The organism is Caulobacter sp. KR2-114 (assembly GCF_049446115.1).
In the GTDB taxonomy this organism is placed as follows: Bacteria; Pseudomonadota; Alphaproteobacteria; order Caulobacterales; family Caulobacteraceae; genus Acaudatibacter.
The window spans coordinates 1029387-1047556 of record NZ_JBMSEC010000002.1 but is presented as its reverse complement, the minus strand read 5'-3'; the positions used below and the strand labels follow the sequence as shown (position 1 = coordinate 1047556).

Here is an 18170-nt window from a genome sequence, read left to right as displayed (position 1 = left end):
GGCCAGACCTCTTCACAGCACTAGCGACGTCCGCCAGCGAGCCTTGCGGCATCTGGAGAAGCCCTCAGGCGCGCCATCGCCACGCAGCCAAGGACTGGGCCGACGGCCAGCATGGTGAAGGCGGCTGGCCACCCCATCGTTCTGGAAACCGGAGCGACGAGCTGGATGCTGACCAAGGTGAGCAGAAAGCCTGCGCAGGTCTGCAATGTGAGCATGGTGCCCACGGACTCTGGCTCGCTGAGTTCGGCGATCCCTGCCGAGAATTGCGCGGAGTCCGCGATGATGGTGATCCCCCAAACGACCGCCACGGCGATGACGACCCACGGCGTCGCGCCCTCCAGCCATCCCATGGCGGCCGCACAAGCGCCGCTGGCCGCCATGGCCGCGATGGTCACCGTAGTGCGTCCCCAGCGGTCAGCGCAGACGCCGCCCAGCCAAGCGCCCACGGCTCCGGCCGCTATGGCTCCAAAGGTGACAAGCTCGCCGAGCCCCCGCGCATCGACGACCCCGGACCGGCGGAAGCTCTCGGCCAGAAACACCGCGAGCCACGTCCACATCGCGTACAGCTCCCACATGTGTCCTAGGTAGCCAAGGTTGATGAGGCGCAGGGACGGCTTGAGCCAGGCTTGTGAAATTCGACCTGTGTCGAGTCGAACCTGGCGAGGCGCGTTCGGACCGACGCCAGCGGCGAGAATGGCCAGACCACCGCACGCCGCGAGGCCTGCCGCGGCGAGATAGATCACCCGCCAATCGAGCTGAGCCAGGGCAGCAAGGGCGTGCGGACTGGCCGATCCGAGCGTCAAAGCGCCCACCAGTAGACCAACCAGCAGTCCCAGGTCGCCCGATGCCCACGTGGCGGCCAGACGCATGCCGATAGGGTAGACGCCGGCAAGCGCAATTCCTGTGATGAAGCGAAGGGCGAGGATGCCCGGTCCAGTCGGCGGCAGCACGACAAGCGTCGCGGAAGCTGTGGCTGCGGCGAGCGCGGAGATCAGGAAGATCCGACGCGGATCGAAGCGGTCAGGAATGCCCACGAGCACGCTGGCCAGCGTGCCAAGTACGAAGCCGGCCTGGACGGCGCTGGTGAGGAGCGCCGATTCAAAGCCGGATAGCGGCGCGCTGCGCGCCAGGGCGGAAGCGGCTGCGGCCGAGGCGAACCACACGGCCATCGCGGCGACTTGAGCGAGGAGAATGACGGCGATCGAGGGCCATTTCTCGCGCAGCCCGCCCCGCCAGGCCCGATCGTCTGGCGAGGCCATTTCTGACCGCGCGGCGGGCGGGGCGCGCTCGGTGACATCATGATTCAATGTAGTATCCCCGAGCTCGCAACCCTGATCGCGTCTAAGCGCTTACCTTCGCCGCCGAAGCGGCCTTGCGGCCCTGGCGCTTTGCCGCGCCGGGGTGGTTCTCTTCGAGCCGCGGTCCGCGGCCGAACAGCTTCTCGCGATAGGTGCCCTGCGCGTAGTCCTTCTTGAACAAGCCCCGGCGTTGGAGCTCGGGAATGACGTGGTCGACAATGTCGGCGAACGTTTCGGGCATGATTGCATAGGCGAGGTTGAAGCCATCGAGATCCGCCTCAGCCGCCCAGGCCTCCAGCTCGTCGGCGATACGCTTTGGGCCGCCAACGAGAACAGGTCCGCCGCCGCCGAGACCGACCGACTGGGCGATGCTGTTCAGGTCGCGATGCTGGCCAGGGCCGCCCGGCGTGAACGCCGCGGCCGCACCTTGGATGGCGTTACTCGACTCAGCGCTAGCGGCCGTCAGTTCCGGCTTTGAGAAGTCGATCCCGGTCCAGCCCGACATCAGGGCAAGCGCGCCGGTGGGGCTGATGTAGCCCTTGTACTCCTCGTACTTTGCCTGGGCCTCCTCGTCCGTCGCAGCGGTGATCACCGTGGCGAGGGCGAAGACCTTGATGTCATTCGGCCCGCGTCCGGCCTCGACGGCGAGAGCGCGCAGCTTCGCCACGTCGGCGGCCATCTTCCCACGCGCGTTGCCCCCAACGAACACGCATTCGGCGTGGCGGGCAGCGAAGGTCGTGCCCTTCGACGACGATCCCGCCTGATAGAGGACCGGCGTGCGCTGCGGCGACGGCTCGCACAGATGCACGGCGTTGACCCGGAAGTATTCGCCATCGTGGACCACCCGGTGGACCTTGGCAGGATCGGTGAAAACGCCGGCGTCGCGATCACGGCGCACGGCGTCTTCCTCCCAGCTACCTTCCCAGAAGTCGTACTGGATGCTCATAAACTCTTCGGCGATGTCGTAGCGGATGTCGTGGGCGACCTGCTTGCCCGCGCCGGCGCCCTTGGCCCCGCTGTCGAGGTAGCCGGTCACAATGTTCCAGCCAATGCGGCCCTCCGTCATGTGATCAAGCGTCGACATGCGCCGAGCGAAAGGGAGCGGCGGCTCGTGGGACAGGTTGACCGTCGCCGCGAAGGCCAGGTGCTGGGTGGCCTGCGCCATTGCAGGGATGATCAGGAGCGGATCGTTGGTCGGCACCTGAACCGCTTCTCGAAGGGCGGTGTCGGGGCTTCCGCCATAGACGTCGTAGACACCGACGACGTCCGCCAGAAACAGCCCATCGAACTTGCCGCGCTCGAGCAACTGGGCCAGCTCCACCCAGTGTTTGGTGTTCTTGTAGTCCGCCGAGTGGTCGCGCGGGTTGCGCCACATCCCCTGGGATTGGTGCCCCACGCAGTTCATGGCGAAGGCGTTGAGTTGAATCTCTCGGGCCATGGGTTTCCTCCTTTGTGTGGGGCGAACTTTATACACGGTGATCAATTTTCGTCAATTGACCAAAAATGACGTTTTCAGCAGGATGGCCCGTGTCGGCGATGGTTACCGGTGAAGGCTGGCCGCTCGTTGGTCTTTGTCCGGGGCGTGGTTGTCAAAACTCACGGCCGGGCGTGAGCCGATGTTGAGTTTCTCCGCGGTAGTCAAAAAGACAGGCCCGCGGAGCAGGTCATGACCCACACCTTCACCAGACCGACGGCTGCCGCCTGGGTCAACAACATCGACGTCGAGGCCATTCGCGCCTTGCGCCGCGTCGCCTCGTCGACTGAAGCCACCGAGGTCGCGAGCTGGCTGACATCGACAAGGTGGGAGCCTGGTTGCGATGGGCGAGCGCTCTACGGTGATGCGGAAGGCGATGGAGACAGCGAGCCCTCGCCGCAAGAGCTGCTCCTGGGCGTCATTAATTCCTGCCTCCTCCTCGGCACGCGAATTCGCTGCGCCCTCGAGGGCATTCAGCTCGACATGCTCGAAGTCACCTCGACGGCAGAGACGGATCTGCGAGCAATGGTAGGGCTTCCTGAGCCTTCGCCCGGGCTGCGGAACATCACCGTCGTCATCGTGGTCGAGTCATATGCTGCGGAAGGCCGGCTCAAGGAGCTGGGGCAGGAGACCTTGTTGGGCTCGCCGGTGCTGGCTACACTCGGTGGCTCGGCGAGGATCGACGGCAACGTCGTCGTTGTCAGGTGACCGGTGTTGGCGCGAACGCCACGCCAAGGCGCTGCCCGTCACGCATGCTATGAAGCCCCATGACCAGCAAGCCGACGAATGCGAATCCCATGATCGGCGCCTGGCGCCTTAGCACCCGGGAGGGGGCTGGACGCTACCAGACCGGGCGTGACCGCGTGGCGCAGATTCTCGACGTCGCGCTCGAGGTCATTCTGGAGAGCGGCTACCAAGCGCTGACGCTTCGCGAGGTGGCGCGACGCTGTAAGATCCAGATCGGCGCGGTGACCTACTACTACCGCAGCCGCACCGACTTGCTGCAGGACGTGTTGAACATGGTCCTCGTTCCGTATGCGGAGAACCTAAGCAAGATCCAGACCGCGCCTGGAGTGACGGCGGAGCAGAAGCTGGAAGGCATCATCCGGATGCTCCTGGAGGACATTCGGACGCGCCAGACGACCGGCCTCTTTCCTCATCTTTGGGCGTTGGCGAACCATGACCCCTTCGTGGCGAAGGCCGTCGATAGCATCTACATCCTCGAGCGCCTGCGACTGAGCCCGTTGATCGGTGAACTCAATCCCAGGCTTGGCCCCCAGGAGCGCGAGACCCTGGCGATGTTCGTCGTCGCCTCGGTGGCCGGCTCGACAATCTTCGTTGGGTTCGAAAAGCCCTGGACGAGCGAACTTCCCCTCTACACCGCGATCGCGTGCCGTTCGCTCGTCGAGCTGGTCAAGACAGTCACGCCCGCGCAGCTTGAGTCCTATGGGTGGCGTCCAAGAGACCGCCGCTCGACCTGGAAACCGCCGACCCTGCTGGACGCGGACGACTATCAGGCCCTGGTTGCCGGCTCCGGGATCCAGACTCCAGCTTAGAAGCCTTGCGCGAGGGGCAGGGGGGGACCCGACGCGGCTAAAGCGCGACGGGCTTGCCGTGCGGCGTGCGCAAGTAGGCCTCGGCCCAGGCTTCTTTTCGCTCGGCCAACGCGGAAGGGCTCGACAGCCCCTGTCCGCAGACTATCGTCTCGAGCGCGGCGAGCCAGGCCTCGTAGTAGCCGTCCGCACTGTCGTCGGTTCGCTGGCGCAATGCGCGCCCAAGGCCTTCCGCCCACTGTGGCCACGAGAAGGCGCCCTGTTCATGCAATGCGAGAACGAGGGCGAACGCCTGGGCCTGCCAGGGCACCTCAAAGGCGACCTCGGGGCGGGCGGTGGCGTCGACCGCCAAGGTGCTGTCATGCAGGGTCAAGGCTGGGCTCCCAAATGTCGACGCGAATACTTGAATTGATATCGGCTTCCGGGCCCCAGAGGACGTGGGCTTCGAAACGGACGCCGTAGAGATATTGGGGATCTTCGCCTCGACCATGGGCGTGGCTGTCAGGGTACACATGCGCCCCGTGCAGCTGCTCGATGACACCCTCTCGGCCGCGAACGTAGCGAGGCAGGCGTGTGTGTCCGGTCGGGTTCAGGACGCGCGCCCTGACGCGTTGCCCGACCTCGAACAGGGCCGGCTCCTCACGATCCCGGACGTATGAACCGCGCCCGGTGAGCACAGGCGTCACATATTCAGGCCGCAACGCTGGCTTCGCCATGGGGGCGGCGGGATCCGCCTTGCCGCTCGCCAACTCGTTCTCGCTGACTATCCCGCGCTCGACCAGTTCCGCGCAGAGCCCCGCGAACCACCGTTCGAAGTAGGTCATCGCGAGGTAATCGGGGCCGGGGATCAGCTCCCGCTGATGGCGGCCGGCGTCGATGTTGCTGCGCGCGGCGCCTGACACAACCATGGCCAGTACGCGGGCCTGCCAGTCCGCATAAAACGCAGGGTCTGCGTCGGTCGGAGCAAGGCGCCCAAGGTTCGCCATGCCGCCCATGTCGTGGACGCCGTTCAACGGAGCGCCGTCCCGATCATGCCGTTGCGGGTCACGAGCTCGGCGAGGGCATCCTCATCGAGCTGGTCCGCCTCAGCGGGGCGCTCGGGGATCACCAAGTATCTGACCTCGGCTGTGGAATCCCAAACCTGGATTTCCACGGCCGGATCGAGCTCAACCCCAAACTCCGAGAGCACTTTACGGGGCTCGATCACAGCGCGAGACCGATAGGCGTTCGACTTGTACCAGGTCGGGGGAAGGCCCAGCACCGGCCACGGGTAACAGGAGCAGAGCGTACACACGACGAGATTATGCACGGCCGCGGTGTTCTGCACCGCCACCATGTGCTCACCCTGCACGCCGTGAAAACCAAGTTCGGCGATCGCTTCGGTGGCGTCCGCCATGAGCCGCGCATGGAACGTGGGGTCTCGCCAGGCGCGCGCCACGACCCGCGCCCCGTTCTTGGGGCCGACCCGTTCGGCATAGTGCTCGGCGATGGCGTCCAGCGCGGCCGGATCGACTACGCCCTTTTCGACGAGCAGCGACTCCAACGCTTTTACGCGCAGCACCACGTCCTCGGGCGGGTGCTGCCCATGCTCGTGGTCGTGGTCGTTGTCGTGATCGTGATCGTGATGGTCGTGCGGCATCCCCGCTCTCCTGCTGCTGGGTAGCGGCGTTCAGGGCGCGGTCAGCTGTGCCCGCGCATCGGCGTTGTCGAAGTGAGCACGCTTTTCGATGATCTTGCCATCCTTGATCGTCAGGAGGCAGAACAGCGAAATCCTCAGATCCTTTCCGCGAGGCTTCAGGTCGCCCAGGTTGCGGATCTGGTTCTTGCCGAGGAACAGAAGGTACGCCCCGACCTTGTCGCCTTCCGCCACCATCTGTTCCAGCGGGAACCGGACGCTTTCGAACGCGTCGAACGCAGCCTTCTCGGAGTTGACGAACCCCATCACGCCCGGCTTTGGCGTGTCGACCTGGGAGTAGAACACGAAGTCCTTGTGGCAGAGGTCGTCCAGGGCCGCGAAGTCGGCGCGGTCGATGGCTTCATAGAAGGTGCGCACCAGCGCCTTGTTAGCTTCGATCGACATTTCAAATTCCTCGTTTGGGGGGTCACAGCACACAGGCTTCGCCATCGTCCGGGATCAGGACGCGGCCCGTGAGCTTGTGGTCGGTCACGTAGTTGCGGAGATCTTCGCGGGTCGCGACGGCGTGGTTCACCGCCTCGAAGTGGGTGGCGACGATGATCGCCTCAGGCGCAGCAGCGCATACCTGGCCCACTTCCTCGGCGCTCATGATGATGTTGCCGAGGCCAGGAATCTGAGCGTCCCCGGCGTTGAGGATGATCACGTCGGGTCGGTAGGTCGAAATGTTGGCGGCGACGTACTCGTTCCAAACGGTGTCGCCGGCCAGGTAGAGGGTCTTCTCCTCGGGGTGGGTAAAGACAATGCCGCACACTTCCAGAAGCCCGTCGTAGGCGAACTGCAGCGCGGTGTCCGAGCCATGCTGGCCAGGGACTTTGCGGAGCTTGACGCCGTTGAACTCGGGATTGCCGGTGAGCACGCGAACGTCGGAGAACGCCTTGCCCTCGACGGTGTGAGCGCGGCCATCCTCCAGCGACACATAGCCGGCCTGCTTGACGAGGGCCTTGTCGGCCCCGTGCTGCACGAAAAGCGGCTTGTCCGCGGGGATGTTCTCCGCCGCTGCCTGATCCCAATGGTCGGTGTGAACGTGCGTGACGATCACGGCATCTACGTCGATCGCCTCGTCTAAAGGAACGCCGAGCGCAACCGTGGGATTGCGGATGTGCGAGTTCACCGTGCCGGCAAAGCCCGGCATCGATCCCTGCTCCGCCAGCATCGGGTCGATCAGGAATCTCTGGCCGCCGTATTCCAGCAGCAGCGTCGCATTCCGAACTTGGGTGATTTTCATGGGGCGCGGCCCTTGGTGATGAGTGCGGTTGAAATCAGTGCGCGAGGGAAGTCTGCCGCCTCAGGGCGGCCCGCATCTGCGCGAACTCGACGACCTGTCCGGCCACGATGTTCAGCTGGCTTTCGTCTTTGTCGTCCCGGCAACTACCGCCGTCATCGAACAGCGCCGTCGCCGAATTCAACGTGGCTCCGAAAGGTGTGGGCCACCCCCGAAGGGCGTGAACGATCGTCCTAAGCGTGACGAGGCAGGTGCCGGCGGCCTGCGGGCCAGCTGCGGTGACGATCGTCCCGACAGCAATTCCGGACAGATAGGGGCGGGCCTCTGTCCGGGCGAGTTCAAGGGTGTCCAAGGCATTCTTGACCACGCCGGAAATCGACCCGTGATAGCCCGGGGTGGCGATGATCACCCCGTCGGCCTGGGCGATCGCTTCGACCAGGCGCGTTTGTTCAGCGGTCGGCCCTGTGGGGCGCGGGTCGAAGATTGGGAGGGTGGCCAGAAACTCGCCGCCCAGCAGCATTGTCGAGGCACCGACGGCCTCCGCGGCCCGTAGCGCAACCGCAAGCGCGCGCTCCGTGGTCGAGTCCGAGCGCGTGGTTCCGCCGAGGCCAACGATGGTGGGGCGGCGCGCGGCCGGCGAATGGCTGGCGTCCATGTCCATGCGGTCCTCCTCCTTGTGGTTGGACAAACCTTGATCGCTTGATCGATTTTAGTCAACTGCCTAAAATTAGGCACACTGTCTAATGTTTGCGCCGCCTCGACGCTTCGGAGCGATGGCGCCGAGGAGGGGCCGGACTTGGAGCGCTGTGGTGTGATGGTTGTCCGGGGGCACCGGGAGCAGGCCGCCGAAGTCGTTAGAAGGGGGCCAGCTGGATCGCGTCCGCTGAAGCTCGGGACGGAGCGTCTCGTAGGGAGATCTAGGCGTTTGAAAATGACGTGAAGGAAATGGCGAGCTTCAGTTCGAGACGCTCGCAGCGAATGCGGTGATACTACCGAGATCGCCACACACGGCGACCTTGTTTGCTTCAACTATCTGGGAATGCAGCTTTCATGATCGGCGCTTCAAATCTGCGCACCCGTCAAGGTTCCGGCATCTATCAAACCGGGCGCGAACGGGTCGTCCAAATTCTGGAGACCGCCCTCGAGATCCTAATCGAGGATGGCTATCAGGCTTTGACTCTTCGCGAAGTTGCCCGCCGATGCAAAGTCCAGATCGGAGCCATCAGCTACTACTATAAGAGCCGCGGCGACCTTCTTCAGGACGTCCTGAACATGGTGCTTGCGCCTTACGGCGAGAACTTCAAAGCCATACGCCACGCGAAGGGGCTGTCGCCTGAGGAAAAGCTGGTAAAGCTCATCACCCTGCTCCTGGAGGACATCCAGACGAAGAAGACGACACGCCTGTTTCCGCACCTCTGGATGTTGGCGAACCACGATCCGTTCGTCGCCAAGGCCGTCGACAGCATCTACCTCCTCGAGCGGCTGACGTTCGCCAGCCTCATCGCGAAGATCAACCCGCATTTGGTCGACGAGGAGCGCGAGACCCTCGCTGTATTCATATCGGCGTCCATCGCCGGGTCGACGATGTTCATCGGCTTCGACAAGCCCTGGTCGAAGGGGCTTCCCCTGTACCGCGCAATGACGTGCCGAGCGCTGCTCGATCTCGTCCGCACGATCACCCCTGACCAACTCGCGGCATATGGATGGCGGAGAGAGGATTTGGAGCCTGAGTGGCGGACGCCCACGATCCTGTCCGACGAAGAGCACGCAGAGCTCATCGCCAGCGTGCGAGCGGAAAACGCGCTTCCCGAAGCCGCCCCAAAGCGGGCAGCCGGGTAGGGCGCCGCCCAGGCAAGGGAGCGGCGGCGGAGGCCGCCGGCGCCTTGGCTCCTGCCTATGGGCTCGGAGCCTTCTCTCCCTTGGCAGGTCGCGTCATCGTCATCTGATCGGTGATTGCGCTGATGTTCAGCAGGCAGCCGGTGTCACGTCCTATATTGCGCCAACCGCGCGTGACCCCGCCTGGAACGACAATAGCGTCCCATCGGTCGAGGTGGACTTTCGCGCTCTCAGCCTCGTCGAAATAGATCACCCACGTGCCGCTGGCTGCGAACATCAGTTCCTCACCTGTGTGGTTGTGGAGAGGCATGCCTTGGCCTGGCTGGCAGACCCCCGTGATCAGCCTGAGCTCCTGGCTCAACACAGCCGGTGGCACGCCGCGGGCGATGTTGGGTTGGGCGCTGTCGCAGTACTTGTAGAAGGGCAGAGCGAATTCCGGCGTCGCGGCCGCTGTCGGCCAAAGCGGTTTGATGTCCTTGAACTTGACCAGGCCGCCAAGCGCCTGTGCGAGCAGCGGCGCCCCGTTGGGGCTGTCCTGTGACGATGTTGCTGAAGCCATCTCTCCGCCCTTTCTTCATCCGCCGCCGGCCCTGCGGCGGCTGACAGGTCATGCGGGAGGTTGGCGATCGCTGGGTTCGCCACTGACGCCGCATCTCGGCGCGGCTTACGGTTTTTGACGAATCCCTGTCAATTGACCAAAATCGTTCATTCGACCAATTTTGTGGCTTGCCGGCGCGCGCGTGCCGCCCGGCCCCCCTGGAGAAGAACGATGGGTGACAAAGTCGGGATCGCGAGCGGCTGGGTGGGCGTGGTTGCGGGGCAACCGACCGTAGGACAGCGCGCCGAGCGGTCTCGCAGCACGAGCCTTCGCGACATCGAAGCGTTCACGGAAATCACCGGCGACCGAAACCCGCTGCACTACGATCGGGAGCTCGCGGAAAGCACCGTCTTCGGGAAGCTGATCGTCCAGGGTGGTGTGACCTCTGGCATCCTGAATGCCCTTGTCGCCGAGGACCTCCCGGGACCAGGCACGGTGTTCCTCGGTTGCGAGTGGAAATTCGTGAAGGCTGTGGGAGTCGATGAGACCATCACCGGGGTTGTCGAGGTCCTGACGGTGCGCGACGACAAGCCGATCTGCACTCTGAAAACCCAAGTCCTCAACGGAGCCGGCGAGGTCTGCCTCGATGGGACTGCGACGACGTTTACGGTGCCCCTTGAGCGCTAGTCGCAGACAGCTCTGACGACTCCGCTATCGCCCTCGGAAGAGCGAACCAAGCTATCTGAAAGGCGTTGGCGCCAGCCGACGGCGGTCGCGGCTTACCGCGTGACGCCGGCCGGCTCTGTCCGACACTACGCTGTCGCACGAGGCTCCGCGAGAGGACGAGGCGTCGTCAGTAAGAAGATGCCAATACAAACGCCGAAGCCGCAACATTTACATTCGCACCGTCGGTCGAGGCCCTCACTAATGGCGTGGTGTTGCCTGCCGTGCCTCACGGAAATATGATCAACTCCTGGGATCCAATCGAATTTTGATTATCCGAAAAAAATCAAATACTTGACATTACGACGGTCTCACTCGCGGTATTTCACTTGGCGTGACCCGAAAACCTCAACAATTCTCGTCTCTTAGCTCCCTCGGATACCATCGAGTGGGAGTGACGGCGCGCGGCGCGACCATCTTCAGCCTGTGCGCATCGGCCGACTTTGGCGCTGCAACCCTGGGCCTCCTGCCTTAATCTGAGCGCGGAAGGAGATCGCGATGCGGTTCGACGCAGGCGACCTGCGGCGCATCGCCGGTCAGGCGACGTACGAGCGCGGCGAGGCGTACCACCGCCAAGGCTTGGTGCAGGTCCTGGAGATGACCGGCGAGCGTGTGCTGGCCAAGGTCGAGGGCACACAAGACTATCGCACCGTCGTGACCGACCGCGGCGGCAGAATCTCCGGAGAGTGCTCCTGTCCGGCCTTCGAAGATCGTGGCTTCTGCAAGCACATGGTCGCCGTGGCGCTGTCCGCCGATGAGGCGGAGCGCGACCCGGCTGCGCGGCGCGACAGTCCGTTGCCGCGCATCCGTGAGCATCTGCGCGCGCAGGGCGTCGAGGCCCTCGTTGAGCTGGTCGTGCGACTTGCCGAGCGCGATCGCGACCTCTTTCGCAGGCTCGATACCGCCTCGGCGATCACCGGCGCCGACGACAAGGCGCTGGAGGCGCGACTGGTCGAGGCCATCGACGCGGCGATGGACGACGGACCTGAGTACGTCGACTATCAAGCGGCGCCGGATTTCGCGGCGGGGCTTCACGAGGTGCTGGATACGCTGGAGGCGCTGTTGCCGGCCGGGCGGGCCGGGATGGCGCTGCGCCTGACCGAGCGGATGCTGGATGCCTTCGAGGACGTGCTGGAGAACGTCGACGATTCCGACGGCGAGTGCGGCGGCGCGCTGGCCAGGACCGAGGCCCTTCATCTCGCCGCGGCGCGGGCTGAGCCGCCTCAGCCTGTCGCCTTCGCACAGGCCCTGTTCGAACGCGAGACGACCAGCGGCTTTGATGTCTTCAGCGATGCGGCGATGACCTACGCCGACGTCCTGGGACCGGCCGGCCTGGCGGAGTATCGCAGGCTGGCGCTCGAGGCGTGGGAGACGGCGCCCTCCCGCAAGGCGGACGACGGGGCGGGGCCGAGCGCCTACGCGGTGGAAGGCATCCTCGAAGCCTTCGCCCGGCGCGATGGCGATGTCGACCTACAGCGCGCGCTATACTCCCGGGACCTGTCCTCGCCGGACCGCTATCTGCGGCTGGCCGAGTTCTGCCTGTCACTTGGGCAGCGCGATGAGGCGCTTCGCCACGCCCGTGATGCCCTGTGGATGTTCGAGGACCGCCGCCCCAACGAGCGCCTGGTGCGGTTCACGGCGGATTTGCTCGGGCACATGGGACGGCCGGGCGAGGCCGGCGCCCTGCTCTGGGAGACCTTTCGGAAGATCCCCAATCGGGATCTGTACGACCGCTTGCGGCAGCTGGAGGGGGACGCCGGCGGCGTCCGGGCGCTGCAATGGCTGCAGGACCGCTTGGCCGGCAGGTCGGAGGCGACGTGGAATCATCCGGCGGACCTGCTGGTCGAGTTGCTCTCGCAGGAGGGGCTGTTCGACCGGGCCTGGGCGGTGGTGGGGGCGCACGGCGCTTCGGAGGAGCGCCGGCTTGCGCTCGCGCAAGCCACGGAGGCGAGCCATCCCCGCGAAGTGATTGCCCTCTATGTCGAGCTGGTGGACCGGCGCGCCCAGACGTCGAGCGGCGACTATACGGCGGCCGCACGGCTGGTGGCGCGGCTTGCCTCGCTCCAAGGCCCCGCAGAGCACGCCGAATACCTCGCGGCGCTGAAGGAGCGCTTCAAGCGCCGGCGCAACTTCATGACACTGCTGGCCTGACGATGCGACGCGCGGAGATCGAACAGCAGAACCGCTATCTGGTCCAGCAGCAGCGCGGCTTTCGCGTTGCGGCCGACGTCGCCGCCAAGGCGTGGATGGGGTTCGCCGAGGTGAGCGCCGTGGCGGTGATCGGTTCGGTGGCGCGCCCCCTGTGGAAGGAGGTTCCCCGCTTTGCCGAGTTTCGGCGGGCGGGTATCGAAGTCTGGCACGAGTGCAGCGACCTCGACCTGGCGCTGTGGGTCGACCACCTGGAAAACCTCGGCGCGCTGCGGCGCGCGCTCAGCGCCGCCCTGCAGAAGGCGTTTTCGGCAGGGGCGGGAACCAGCGTCCCCGGCAATCTGGTGGACACCTTCCTGTTCGAACCGGCAAGCGATCGGTATCTCGGCCGTCTGTGCCGGTTCAACGCCTGTCCGAAAGGACATCGCGACTGCTGGACGCCGGGGTGCGGCGACATCCCGTTCAACAAGATCGTCGATGGCTTCCAGCCCTGGCCCGATTTGCTGGAGCCGGTCGCCTGGGCGACCTTGTACCGCCGCGGCGAAGGTTTGCTGCGCTCGGCCCTCGACTTGCCGCAGCCGCCGGAGCTGGACGGTGAGTCGCCAAACCGCTGAGGGGCCTCTGCATGTTCGAAGCGCTGCTCGCGGAAGAGGGCCTTCCCTCCGCCTATCTGGCGACCATCGCCGCCGTGCATGCGCCGCTGGCCGACGCCATCGCGGACGTGGCGCGGCAGGCGCGGCGGCCGGTGATCATCGGGCTTTGCGGCGCGCAGGGCAGCGGCAAGTCCACGACGGCGAAGGTGCTGGCGCGGCTGCTGGAGGCCAAGGGGTTGGCCGCCGCGGTGCTGTCGCTGGATGACCTCTATCTGTCGCACGCGGCGCGCCAGGACCTGGCTCGCAGGGTGCATCCGCTGCTGGCGACCCGCGGTCCGCCGGGGACCCACGACGTGGCGCAGGGGCGGCGCATCCTGCAGGACGTGCTGGACGGCCGGGCGGTGCGGCTGCCGCGGTTCGACAAGGCGGCGGACGATCCGGCGCCGCCGGCCGACTGGGCGGTTGTCGGGCCGCTGGACGTGCTGATCTTCGAGGGCTGGTGCGTCGGCGCGCGGCCGCAGGACCCCCACGACCTGGTCCAGCCGGTCAATGCCCTCGAGCGCGAGGCGGACCCGGAGGGGGTCTGGCGGCGCTGGTGCAACGACGCCCTGGCCGGCGACTACCAGCCGCTGTTCGCCCTCATCGACCGCCTGGTGCTGCTCAGGGCCCCGGGCTTCGAGGTGGTGCGCCGCTGGCGCGGCGAGCAGGAGGCCAAGCTCCGGCAGCGGGCGGGCGCGGGGATGAGCGAGGCGGCCATCGACCGCTTCATCCAGCACTACGAGCGCCTGACCCGGCACATCCTGGCGCGGATGCCCGCCTATGCGGATGCGGTGATCGACCTCGGCGGGGACCGCGAGCCGCTCGGCGTGGCCGGCGCCCTGGCGCCCTGAGCCCGCCTTCTCGGGCGCCGGCGTCGTTCGCGCACCGGGCTTTTCGTCAAGACCGGGCAGCGCCGGGCGGCGCCTAGTCGCGTTGAGGCTGCGGGCGCCGATGGCGGCGCGGCGATGAAGGACGATGGCATGGCGCACGAAAACGACGGCCCCGCGGGGCCGGACCTGACGGCCGGATTTGTGGCCGCGGGCATCGCCGAGGGCGGCTGCCTGGTGGGTCATGTCGGCGAGGACGCGGTGCTGGTGGCCCGGGTGGACGGCGAGCTGCTGGCCGTCGGCGCGACCTGCACCCATTACCAGGGGCCGCTCGGCGAGGGGCTGATCGTGGACGGCGAGGTGCGCTGTCCCTGGCACCACGCGCGGTTCTGCCTGCGCACCGGCGAGGCGGTGGGCGCGCCGGCGATCGATCCGCTGCGCCGCTGGACCGTGCGGACGGAGGGGGCGCAGGCGCGGGTGACGGCCGATGAGCCCGCCGCCGCCGAGCCGAAGGCTTCCCGCCATCGGCCGGCGGTCGACCGGCCCCGCCGCGTGCTGGTGGTCGGCGGCGGGGCGGCCGGCTTCGCGGCGGCGGAGCTGCTGCGGCGCGAGGGCTTCAACGGGTCGGTGACCCTGCTCAGCGCCGACGCCGATGCGCCCTACGACCGGCCGAACTGCTCGAAGGACTATCTGGCGGGCGAGGCGCCGGCCGAGTGGATGCCGCTGCGGGGCGACGGCTGGTACGCCGACAACGACATCGACCTGCAGCTGAAGGCCGAGGCCGTGGCGCTGGACGTGGCCGCGCGCACCGTGGCGCTGCAGGACGGGCGTAGCTACGGCTTCGACGCCCTGCTGCTGGCGACCGGCGCCGAGCCGGTGCGCCTGCCGGTGGAGGGCTTCGGGCGTGGCGGCGTGCACGTGCTGCGCAGCCTGCGAGACGCCGACGCCATCGCTCGGGCGGCGCAGGGCGCCCGGCGGGTGGCCGTGGTCGGCGCCAGCTTCATCGGCCTGGAGGCCGCCGCCGCCCTGCGCCATCGGGGGCTGGAGGTGCACGTGGCGGCGCCGGAAGCCGTTCCCCTGGGCCGGGTGCTGGGCGACGCGATGGGCGGCTGGGTGCGCGGCCTGCACGAGGCGGCGGGGATCGTCTTCCACCTGGGCGTCGGGGTGCGCGCCTGGCGCGACGGCCGGCTGCTGATGGAGGACGGGGCCGAGATCGCCGCGGACTTCCTGGTGGTGGGCGCCGGCGTGAAGCCCCGCACCGCGCTGGCGGAGGCGGCCGGCCTGGCGGTGGATCGCGGCGTGCTCACCGACGCGCGCCTGTGCGCCGCGCCGGGCGTCTATGCCGCCGGCGACATCGCCCGCTATCCGGGCGCGGCGGGGGGCGAGCGGCTGCGGGTGGAGCACTGGGCGCACGCCGAGCGCCAGGGCCAGCACGTCGCGCGGCAGATCCTCGGCGACGACGCCGCCTATGCCGACACGCCGTTCTTCTGGAGCGCCCACCAGGACGTCTCGATCCGCTATGTCGGCCACGCCGAGCGCTTTGACCCGCCGTTGGTCGAGGGTTCGCTGGAAGGGCGCGACGCCGAGGTCAGGTTCAAGCACGAGGGCCAGTTGCGCGCCCTGGCCACCGTCGGGCGCGACCGGCGCGCGCTGGAGGCCGGCCTGGCGTTCGAGCGGGCGGCGGGGGGCTAGGCGCCGCCCCCTGACCGTCACCCCGGGCGGCGCGAAGCGCAGACCCGGGGCCAGCCGGGCCACAGTTCAGACGCGTCGGGCTTGGCGCCCCGCGCCTGGCTGGAGATCGTCTCGGTTGCGGGGCGGCCGGCCCCGGATCGGCGGGCGCTCCGCGCCCTGGTCCGGGGTGACGAGGGATTGTTGGCCGTCGACGTCGTCCACATCGGCAGTCCTAGAGCCTTTTAGGGTCAGATGGAATCATCTGACCCGTATAAAAAGGCTCCATCTTCAAAAGTTTAGAGCATGTTCGAGCGGCGAAACCGAGTACACTTTCGCCTAACATGCTCAGTCCGGCAGCGCGATCCCCGGGCGCCAGCCGCTGCGGGCCAGGAACGCCTTGGCGTCGGTCATGCCCAGGATCTCGGCCAGCGCGCGGCGCTTGTCGCGGGCGTTGCGGTAATAGGCCTTGGCGATGCGGTAGCCGACCCAGTAGCCGTTGTCGCCCGGCTGGCTGAGCGTGCCGTTGTAGAGCCAGCGGGACAGGTCGGTGCTGTCCTCGTCGGCGGCGAAGGCGGTCTCGATCGCCAACTCATGGCCGCGGTTGGCCGCCTGCAGCCACCGCTCGGAGACGCTGCCGGAGATCAGCTCGGCGGTGAACTCCGCGGCGCCCTCGATCAGCGAGGCCTCCAGCACGGTCGGGTTCGGCTTGTTGTAGAACGCCGGCGCGGCGATGGCCTGCTGCGCGTGGGCGTATTCGTGCGCCAGCACGTGCGTCAGGCGGGCCTCCGGGTCCGGCTCCAGCCAGGTGACGGCGCACAGCGCCTCCAGGCCGATCATCACCCCGGTCTCGTCGGTGACGCCCACTGGCTTGCCGCGGCCGACCGCGATGGTGATCGGTGGGAACTGCGCCTGCGGATAGAGTTGGGCCAGCCGGCGCAGGGCGGCGGTCTCGCGCCGCCGGGCGGCCGGCAGCACCGTCATGCACCGCCGCGCGCCGGCGTAGATCTCCGGGCGCCGGGCGATGGCTTCGGCGATCGCCGGGCCGGTCACCTTGCGCAGCGACGCCAGTCGCCGCAGGCCGGGGGAGCCGGCGTCGAGATAGTCGTGCTGCAGGGTTTCGGGCGTGGGGTGGCCGCCGGCGGCGTCGTACAGCCGGTAGAAGGCGGCGACGTCCTCGATGTGGATCGCCGGCGCCGGCGGGGGCGGCGCGCCCGGCGCGAGGGCCGGCGTCAGCAAGGCGAGGGTCGCGGCGAGCGCGCCGAGGGGACGGCTCATCCGCGGGTAAAGCCGGTTCATGCCGGACCCAGCCACAGCGCCCGCGCCACGCCGGCCGCCGCGCCCAGGGCCACCACCAGGATCGGCGGGGCGCGGAAGGCGGTCAGCAGCACGAAGCCGGCCAGAGCTTGGGCGAAGTCGGCGGGGCCCAGCACCGCGCTTGTCCAGACCGGGTTGTACAGGGCGGCGCCGAGGATGCCGACCACCGCGGCGTTGGCGCCTCTGAGCGCCGCCTGGGCTGACGGGCGGGCGCGCAGCTGCGCCCAGAAGGGCAGGGCGGCGGTGAGCGCCAGCAATCCGGGCAGGAAGATGCCGACGAGGCCGATCGCGGCCCCGGCTGGCCCGCCCATCGCCGCGCCCAGATAGGCGGCGAAGGTGAACAGCGGTCCCGGCATCGCCTGAGCCGCGCCATAGCCGGCCAGGAAGCTGTCCGGGCTGACCCAGCCGGGGCCCACCACCGCCGCCTTCAGCAGCGGCAGGACCACGTGGCCGCCGCCGAACACCAGGGCGCCCGAGCGGTAGAAGGCGTCGAACCAGGCGAGCCGCGGCGCGCCGGTGGCGGCGGCGACCAGGGGGCCGCCCAGCAGCAGGGCGAGGTAGAGGGCCAGGGCGGCGAGGCCGACGCGGCGGGGAATCGGGAACCTGTGCGTCGGCGTCTCGAGCACCTCGGCCCGGCACAGCATTAGGCCCGCGACCACCCCCAGGGCGATGGCCGCCACCTGGCCGATCGCCGCCGAGGCGAAGGTGACGATGGCCACGGCCGCCAGGGCGATGCCGGCGCGGCGGGCGTCGGGGGTCAGGCTGCGCGCCATGCCGAACACCGCCTGGGCCACCACCGCCACGGCGACCAGCTTCAGGCCGTGGATCAGGCCCTGCGCCAGCGGGCCGCTCATCGCGGTGGCCGCATAGGCGGCGGCGACCATCAGCAAGGCCGAGGGCAGGGTGAAGCCGGTCCAGGCGGCCAGCGCCCCCAGCGGTCCGGCGCGCAGGAGGCCCAGGCCGAACCCCACCTGGCTTGAAGCCGGGCCGGGCAGGAACTGGCACAGGGCCACCAGGTCGGCATAGGTCGCCTCGTCCAGCCAGCGGCGGCGGGTGACGAATTCCTCGCGGAAGTAGCCGAGGTGGGCGACCGGGCCGCCAAACGCCGTCAGGCCGAGCCGCAGGAAGGCGCCCAGCACCTCCAGCGGCGAGCCGCGTTCGGGCGCGGCCTGCGCGGCGATCTGCGTCGTGGCCATGTCCCGCTCCCCGGCAGCCGGCGCCGGCCCCGTCGATAGCGA

Annotated in this window: 19 protein-coding genes; 8 read left to right on the top strand and 11 right to left on the bottom strand. The window is 67.8% G+C overall.

Annotated features, from left to right (window positions below):
- Nucleotides 1-20 precede the first annotated feature (20 nt).
- Together ACO2Q3_RS11170 and ACO2Q3_RS11165 are read right to left on the bottom strand one after the other, a co-directional pair.
- Nucleotides 21-1307 carry an MFS transporter gene (locus ACO2Q3_RS11170; protein ID WP_423306660.1) on the bottom strand — a complete coding sequence of 429 codons (1287 nt, stop codon included), beginning with the start codon at nucleotides 1305-1307 and terminating at the stop codon, nucleotides 21-23.
- A 34-nt stretch (nucleotides 1308-1341) separates the two neighbouring features.
- Nucleotides 1342-2736, bottom strand: a complete 1395-nt coding sequence (locus ACO2Q3_RS11165) for an LLM class flavin-dependent oxidoreductase (protein WP_423306659.1) — start codon at nucleotides 2734-2736, stop codon at nucleotides 1342-1344.
- Between the two features lie 228 nt (nucleotides 2737-2964).
- Between ACO2Q3_RS11165 and ACO2Q3_RS11160 the strand changes: the two genes are divergently transcribed.
- Nucleotides 2965-3480, top strand: a complete 516-nt coding sequence (locus ACO2Q3_RS11160) for an OsmC family protein (RefSeq protein ID WP_423306658.1) — start codon at nucleotides 2965-2967, stop codon at nucleotides 3478-3480.
- A 59-nt stretch (nucleotides 3481-3539) separates the two neighbouring features.
- Nucleotides 3540-4328: a TetR/AcrR family transcriptional regulator gene (locus ACO2Q3_RS11155; RefSeq protein ID WP_423306657.1), complete on the top strand. Its 789-nt coding sequence runs from the start codon at nucleotides 3540-3542 to the stop codon at nucleotides 4326-4328.
- Between the two features lie 37 nt (nucleotides 4329-4365).
- Here the strand turns inward: ACO2Q3_RS11155 and ACO2Q3_RS11150 are convergent, their stop codons facing one another.
- From ACO2Q3_RS11150 to ACO2Q3_RS11125, 6 genes are read right to left on the bottom strand one after another with little or no spacing between them, the layout of a single operon-like run.
- A complete protein-coding gene (locus tag ACO2Q3_RS11150; RefSeq protein WP_423306656.1) occupies nucleotides 4366-4698 on the bottom strand; it encodes a nitrile hydratase accessory protein in 333 nt (110 codons plus the stop codon).
- The gene (gene nthB / locus ACO2Q3_RS11145; RefSeq protein WP_423306655.1) at nucleotides 4685-5338 is read right to left on the bottom strand and encodes a nitrile hydratase subunit beta; all 654 of its coding nucleotides are present in this window, start codon (nucleotides 5336-5338) and stop codon (nucleotides 4685-4687) included. The genes ACO2Q3_RS11150 and nthB overlap by 14 nt, the downstream gene beginning before the upstream one ends.
- The gene (gene nthA, locus ACO2Q3_RS11140) at nucleotides 5335-5964 is read right to left on the bottom strand and encodes a nitrile hydratase subunit alpha (protein ID WP_423306654.1); all 630 of its coding nucleotides are present in this window, start codon (nucleotides 5962-5964) and stop codon (nucleotides 5335-5337) included. Before nthA ends, nthB begins: the two co-directional genes overlap by 4 nt.
- 30 nt (nucleotides 5965-5994) lie before the next feature.
- Complete coding sequence (locus ACO2Q3_RS11135) at nucleotides 5995-6450, bottom strand: ester cyclase (RefSeq protein WP_423306653.1); 456 nt, start codon at nucleotides 6448-6450, stop codon at nucleotides 5995-5997.
- Entirely contained in the window at nucleotides 6428-7246 is an 819-nt protein-coding gene (locus ACO2Q3_RS11130) for an MBL fold metallo-hydrolase (protein ID WP_423306652.1), read from the bottom strand. Before ACO2Q3_RS11130 ends, ACO2Q3_RS11135 begins: the two co-directional genes overlap by 23 nt.
- 34 nt (nucleotides 7247-7280) lie before the next feature.
- A complete protein-coding gene (locus ACO2Q3_RS11125; RefSeq protein ID WP_423306651.1) occupies nucleotides 7281-7904 on the bottom strand; it encodes an NADPH-dependent FMN reductase in 624 nt (207 codons plus the stop codon).
- Between the two features lie 389 nt (nucleotides 7905-8293).
- Here ACO2Q3_RS11125 and ACO2Q3_RS11120 point away from each other — a divergent pair, with 389 nt between their 5' ends.
- Nucleotides 8294-9082, top strand: a complete 789-nt coding sequence (locus ACO2Q3_RS11120) for a TetR/AcrR family transcriptional regulator (RefSeq protein ID WP_423306650.1) — start codon at nucleotides 8294-8296, stop codon at nucleotides 9080-9082.
- A gap of 55 nt (nucleotides 9083-9137) precedes the next feature.
- On the opposite strand, the gene ACO2Q3_RS11115 is transcribed toward ACO2Q3_RS11120, so the two are convergent.
- Nucleotides 9138-9638: a cupin domain-containing protein gene (locus tag ACO2Q3_RS11115; protein ID WP_423306649.1), complete on the bottom strand. Its 501-nt coding sequence runs from the start codon at nucleotides 9636-9638 to the stop codon at nucleotides 9138-9140.
- Between the two features lie 210 nt (nucleotides 9639-9848).
- Here ACO2Q3_RS11115 and ACO2Q3_RS11110 point away from each other — a divergent pair, with 210 nt between their 5' ends.
- The 5 genes from ACO2Q3_RS11110 (at nucleotide 9849) to ACO2Q3_RS11090 (ending at nucleotide 15639) form a co-directional block, all read left to right on the top strand.
- Complete coding sequence (locus tag ACO2Q3_RS11110) at nucleotides 9849-10304, top strand: MaoC family dehydratase (protein ID WP_423306648.1); 456 nt, start codon at nucleotides 9849-9851, stop codon at nucleotides 10302-10304.
- A gap of 534 nt (nucleotides 10305-10838) precedes the next feature.
- Nucleotides 10839-12491, top strand: coding sequence for an SWIM zinc finger family protein (locus tag ACO2Q3_RS11105; protein ID WP_423306646.1), 1653 nt, complete (start codon nucleotides 10839-10841; stop codon nucleotides 12489-12491).
- Nucleotides 12492-12493: 2 nt separating this feature from the next.
- Nucleotides 12494-13102 (top strand): hypothetical protein, encoded by a 609-nt coding sequence (locus ACO2Q3_RS11100; RefSeq protein WP_423306645.1) that lies wholly within the window; start codon nucleotides 12494-12496, stop codon nucleotides 13100-13102.
- Between the two features lie 11 nt (nucleotides 13103-13113).
- The gene (locus ACO2Q3_RS11095) at nucleotides 13114-13971 is read left to right on the top strand and encodes a kinase (RefSeq protein WP_423306644.1); all 858 of its coding nucleotides are present in this window, start codon (nucleotides 13114-13116) and stop codon (nucleotides 13969-13971) included.
- Between the two features lie 129 nt (nucleotides 13972-14100).
- Entirely contained in the window at nucleotides 14101-15639 is a 1539-nt protein-coding gene (locus tag ACO2Q3_RS11090) for an FAD-dependent oxidoreductase (RefSeq protein ID WP_423306643.1), read from the top strand.
- Between the two features lie 324 nt (nucleotides 15640-15963).
- Here the strand turns inward: ACO2Q3_RS11090 and ACO2Q3_RS11085 are convergent, their stop codons facing one another.
- Both ACO2Q3_RS11085 and chrA read right to left on the bottom strand, forming a co-directional pair.
- On the bottom strand, nucleotides 15964-16893 hold the full coding sequence (locus tag ACO2Q3_RS11085; RefSeq protein ID WP_423306642.1) for a DUF2268 domain-containing putative Zn-dependent protease: 930 nt from the start codon (nucleotides 16891-16893) through the stop codon (nucleotides 15964-15966).
- A gap of 17 nt (nucleotides 16894-16910) precedes the next feature.
- A complete protein-coding gene (gene chrA / locus ACO2Q3_RS11080) occupies nucleotides 16911-18128 on the bottom strand; it encodes a chromate efflux transporter (RefSeq protein ID WP_423306641.1) in 1218 nt (405 codons plus the stop codon).
- Nucleotides 18129-18170: the final 42 nt, after the last annotated feature.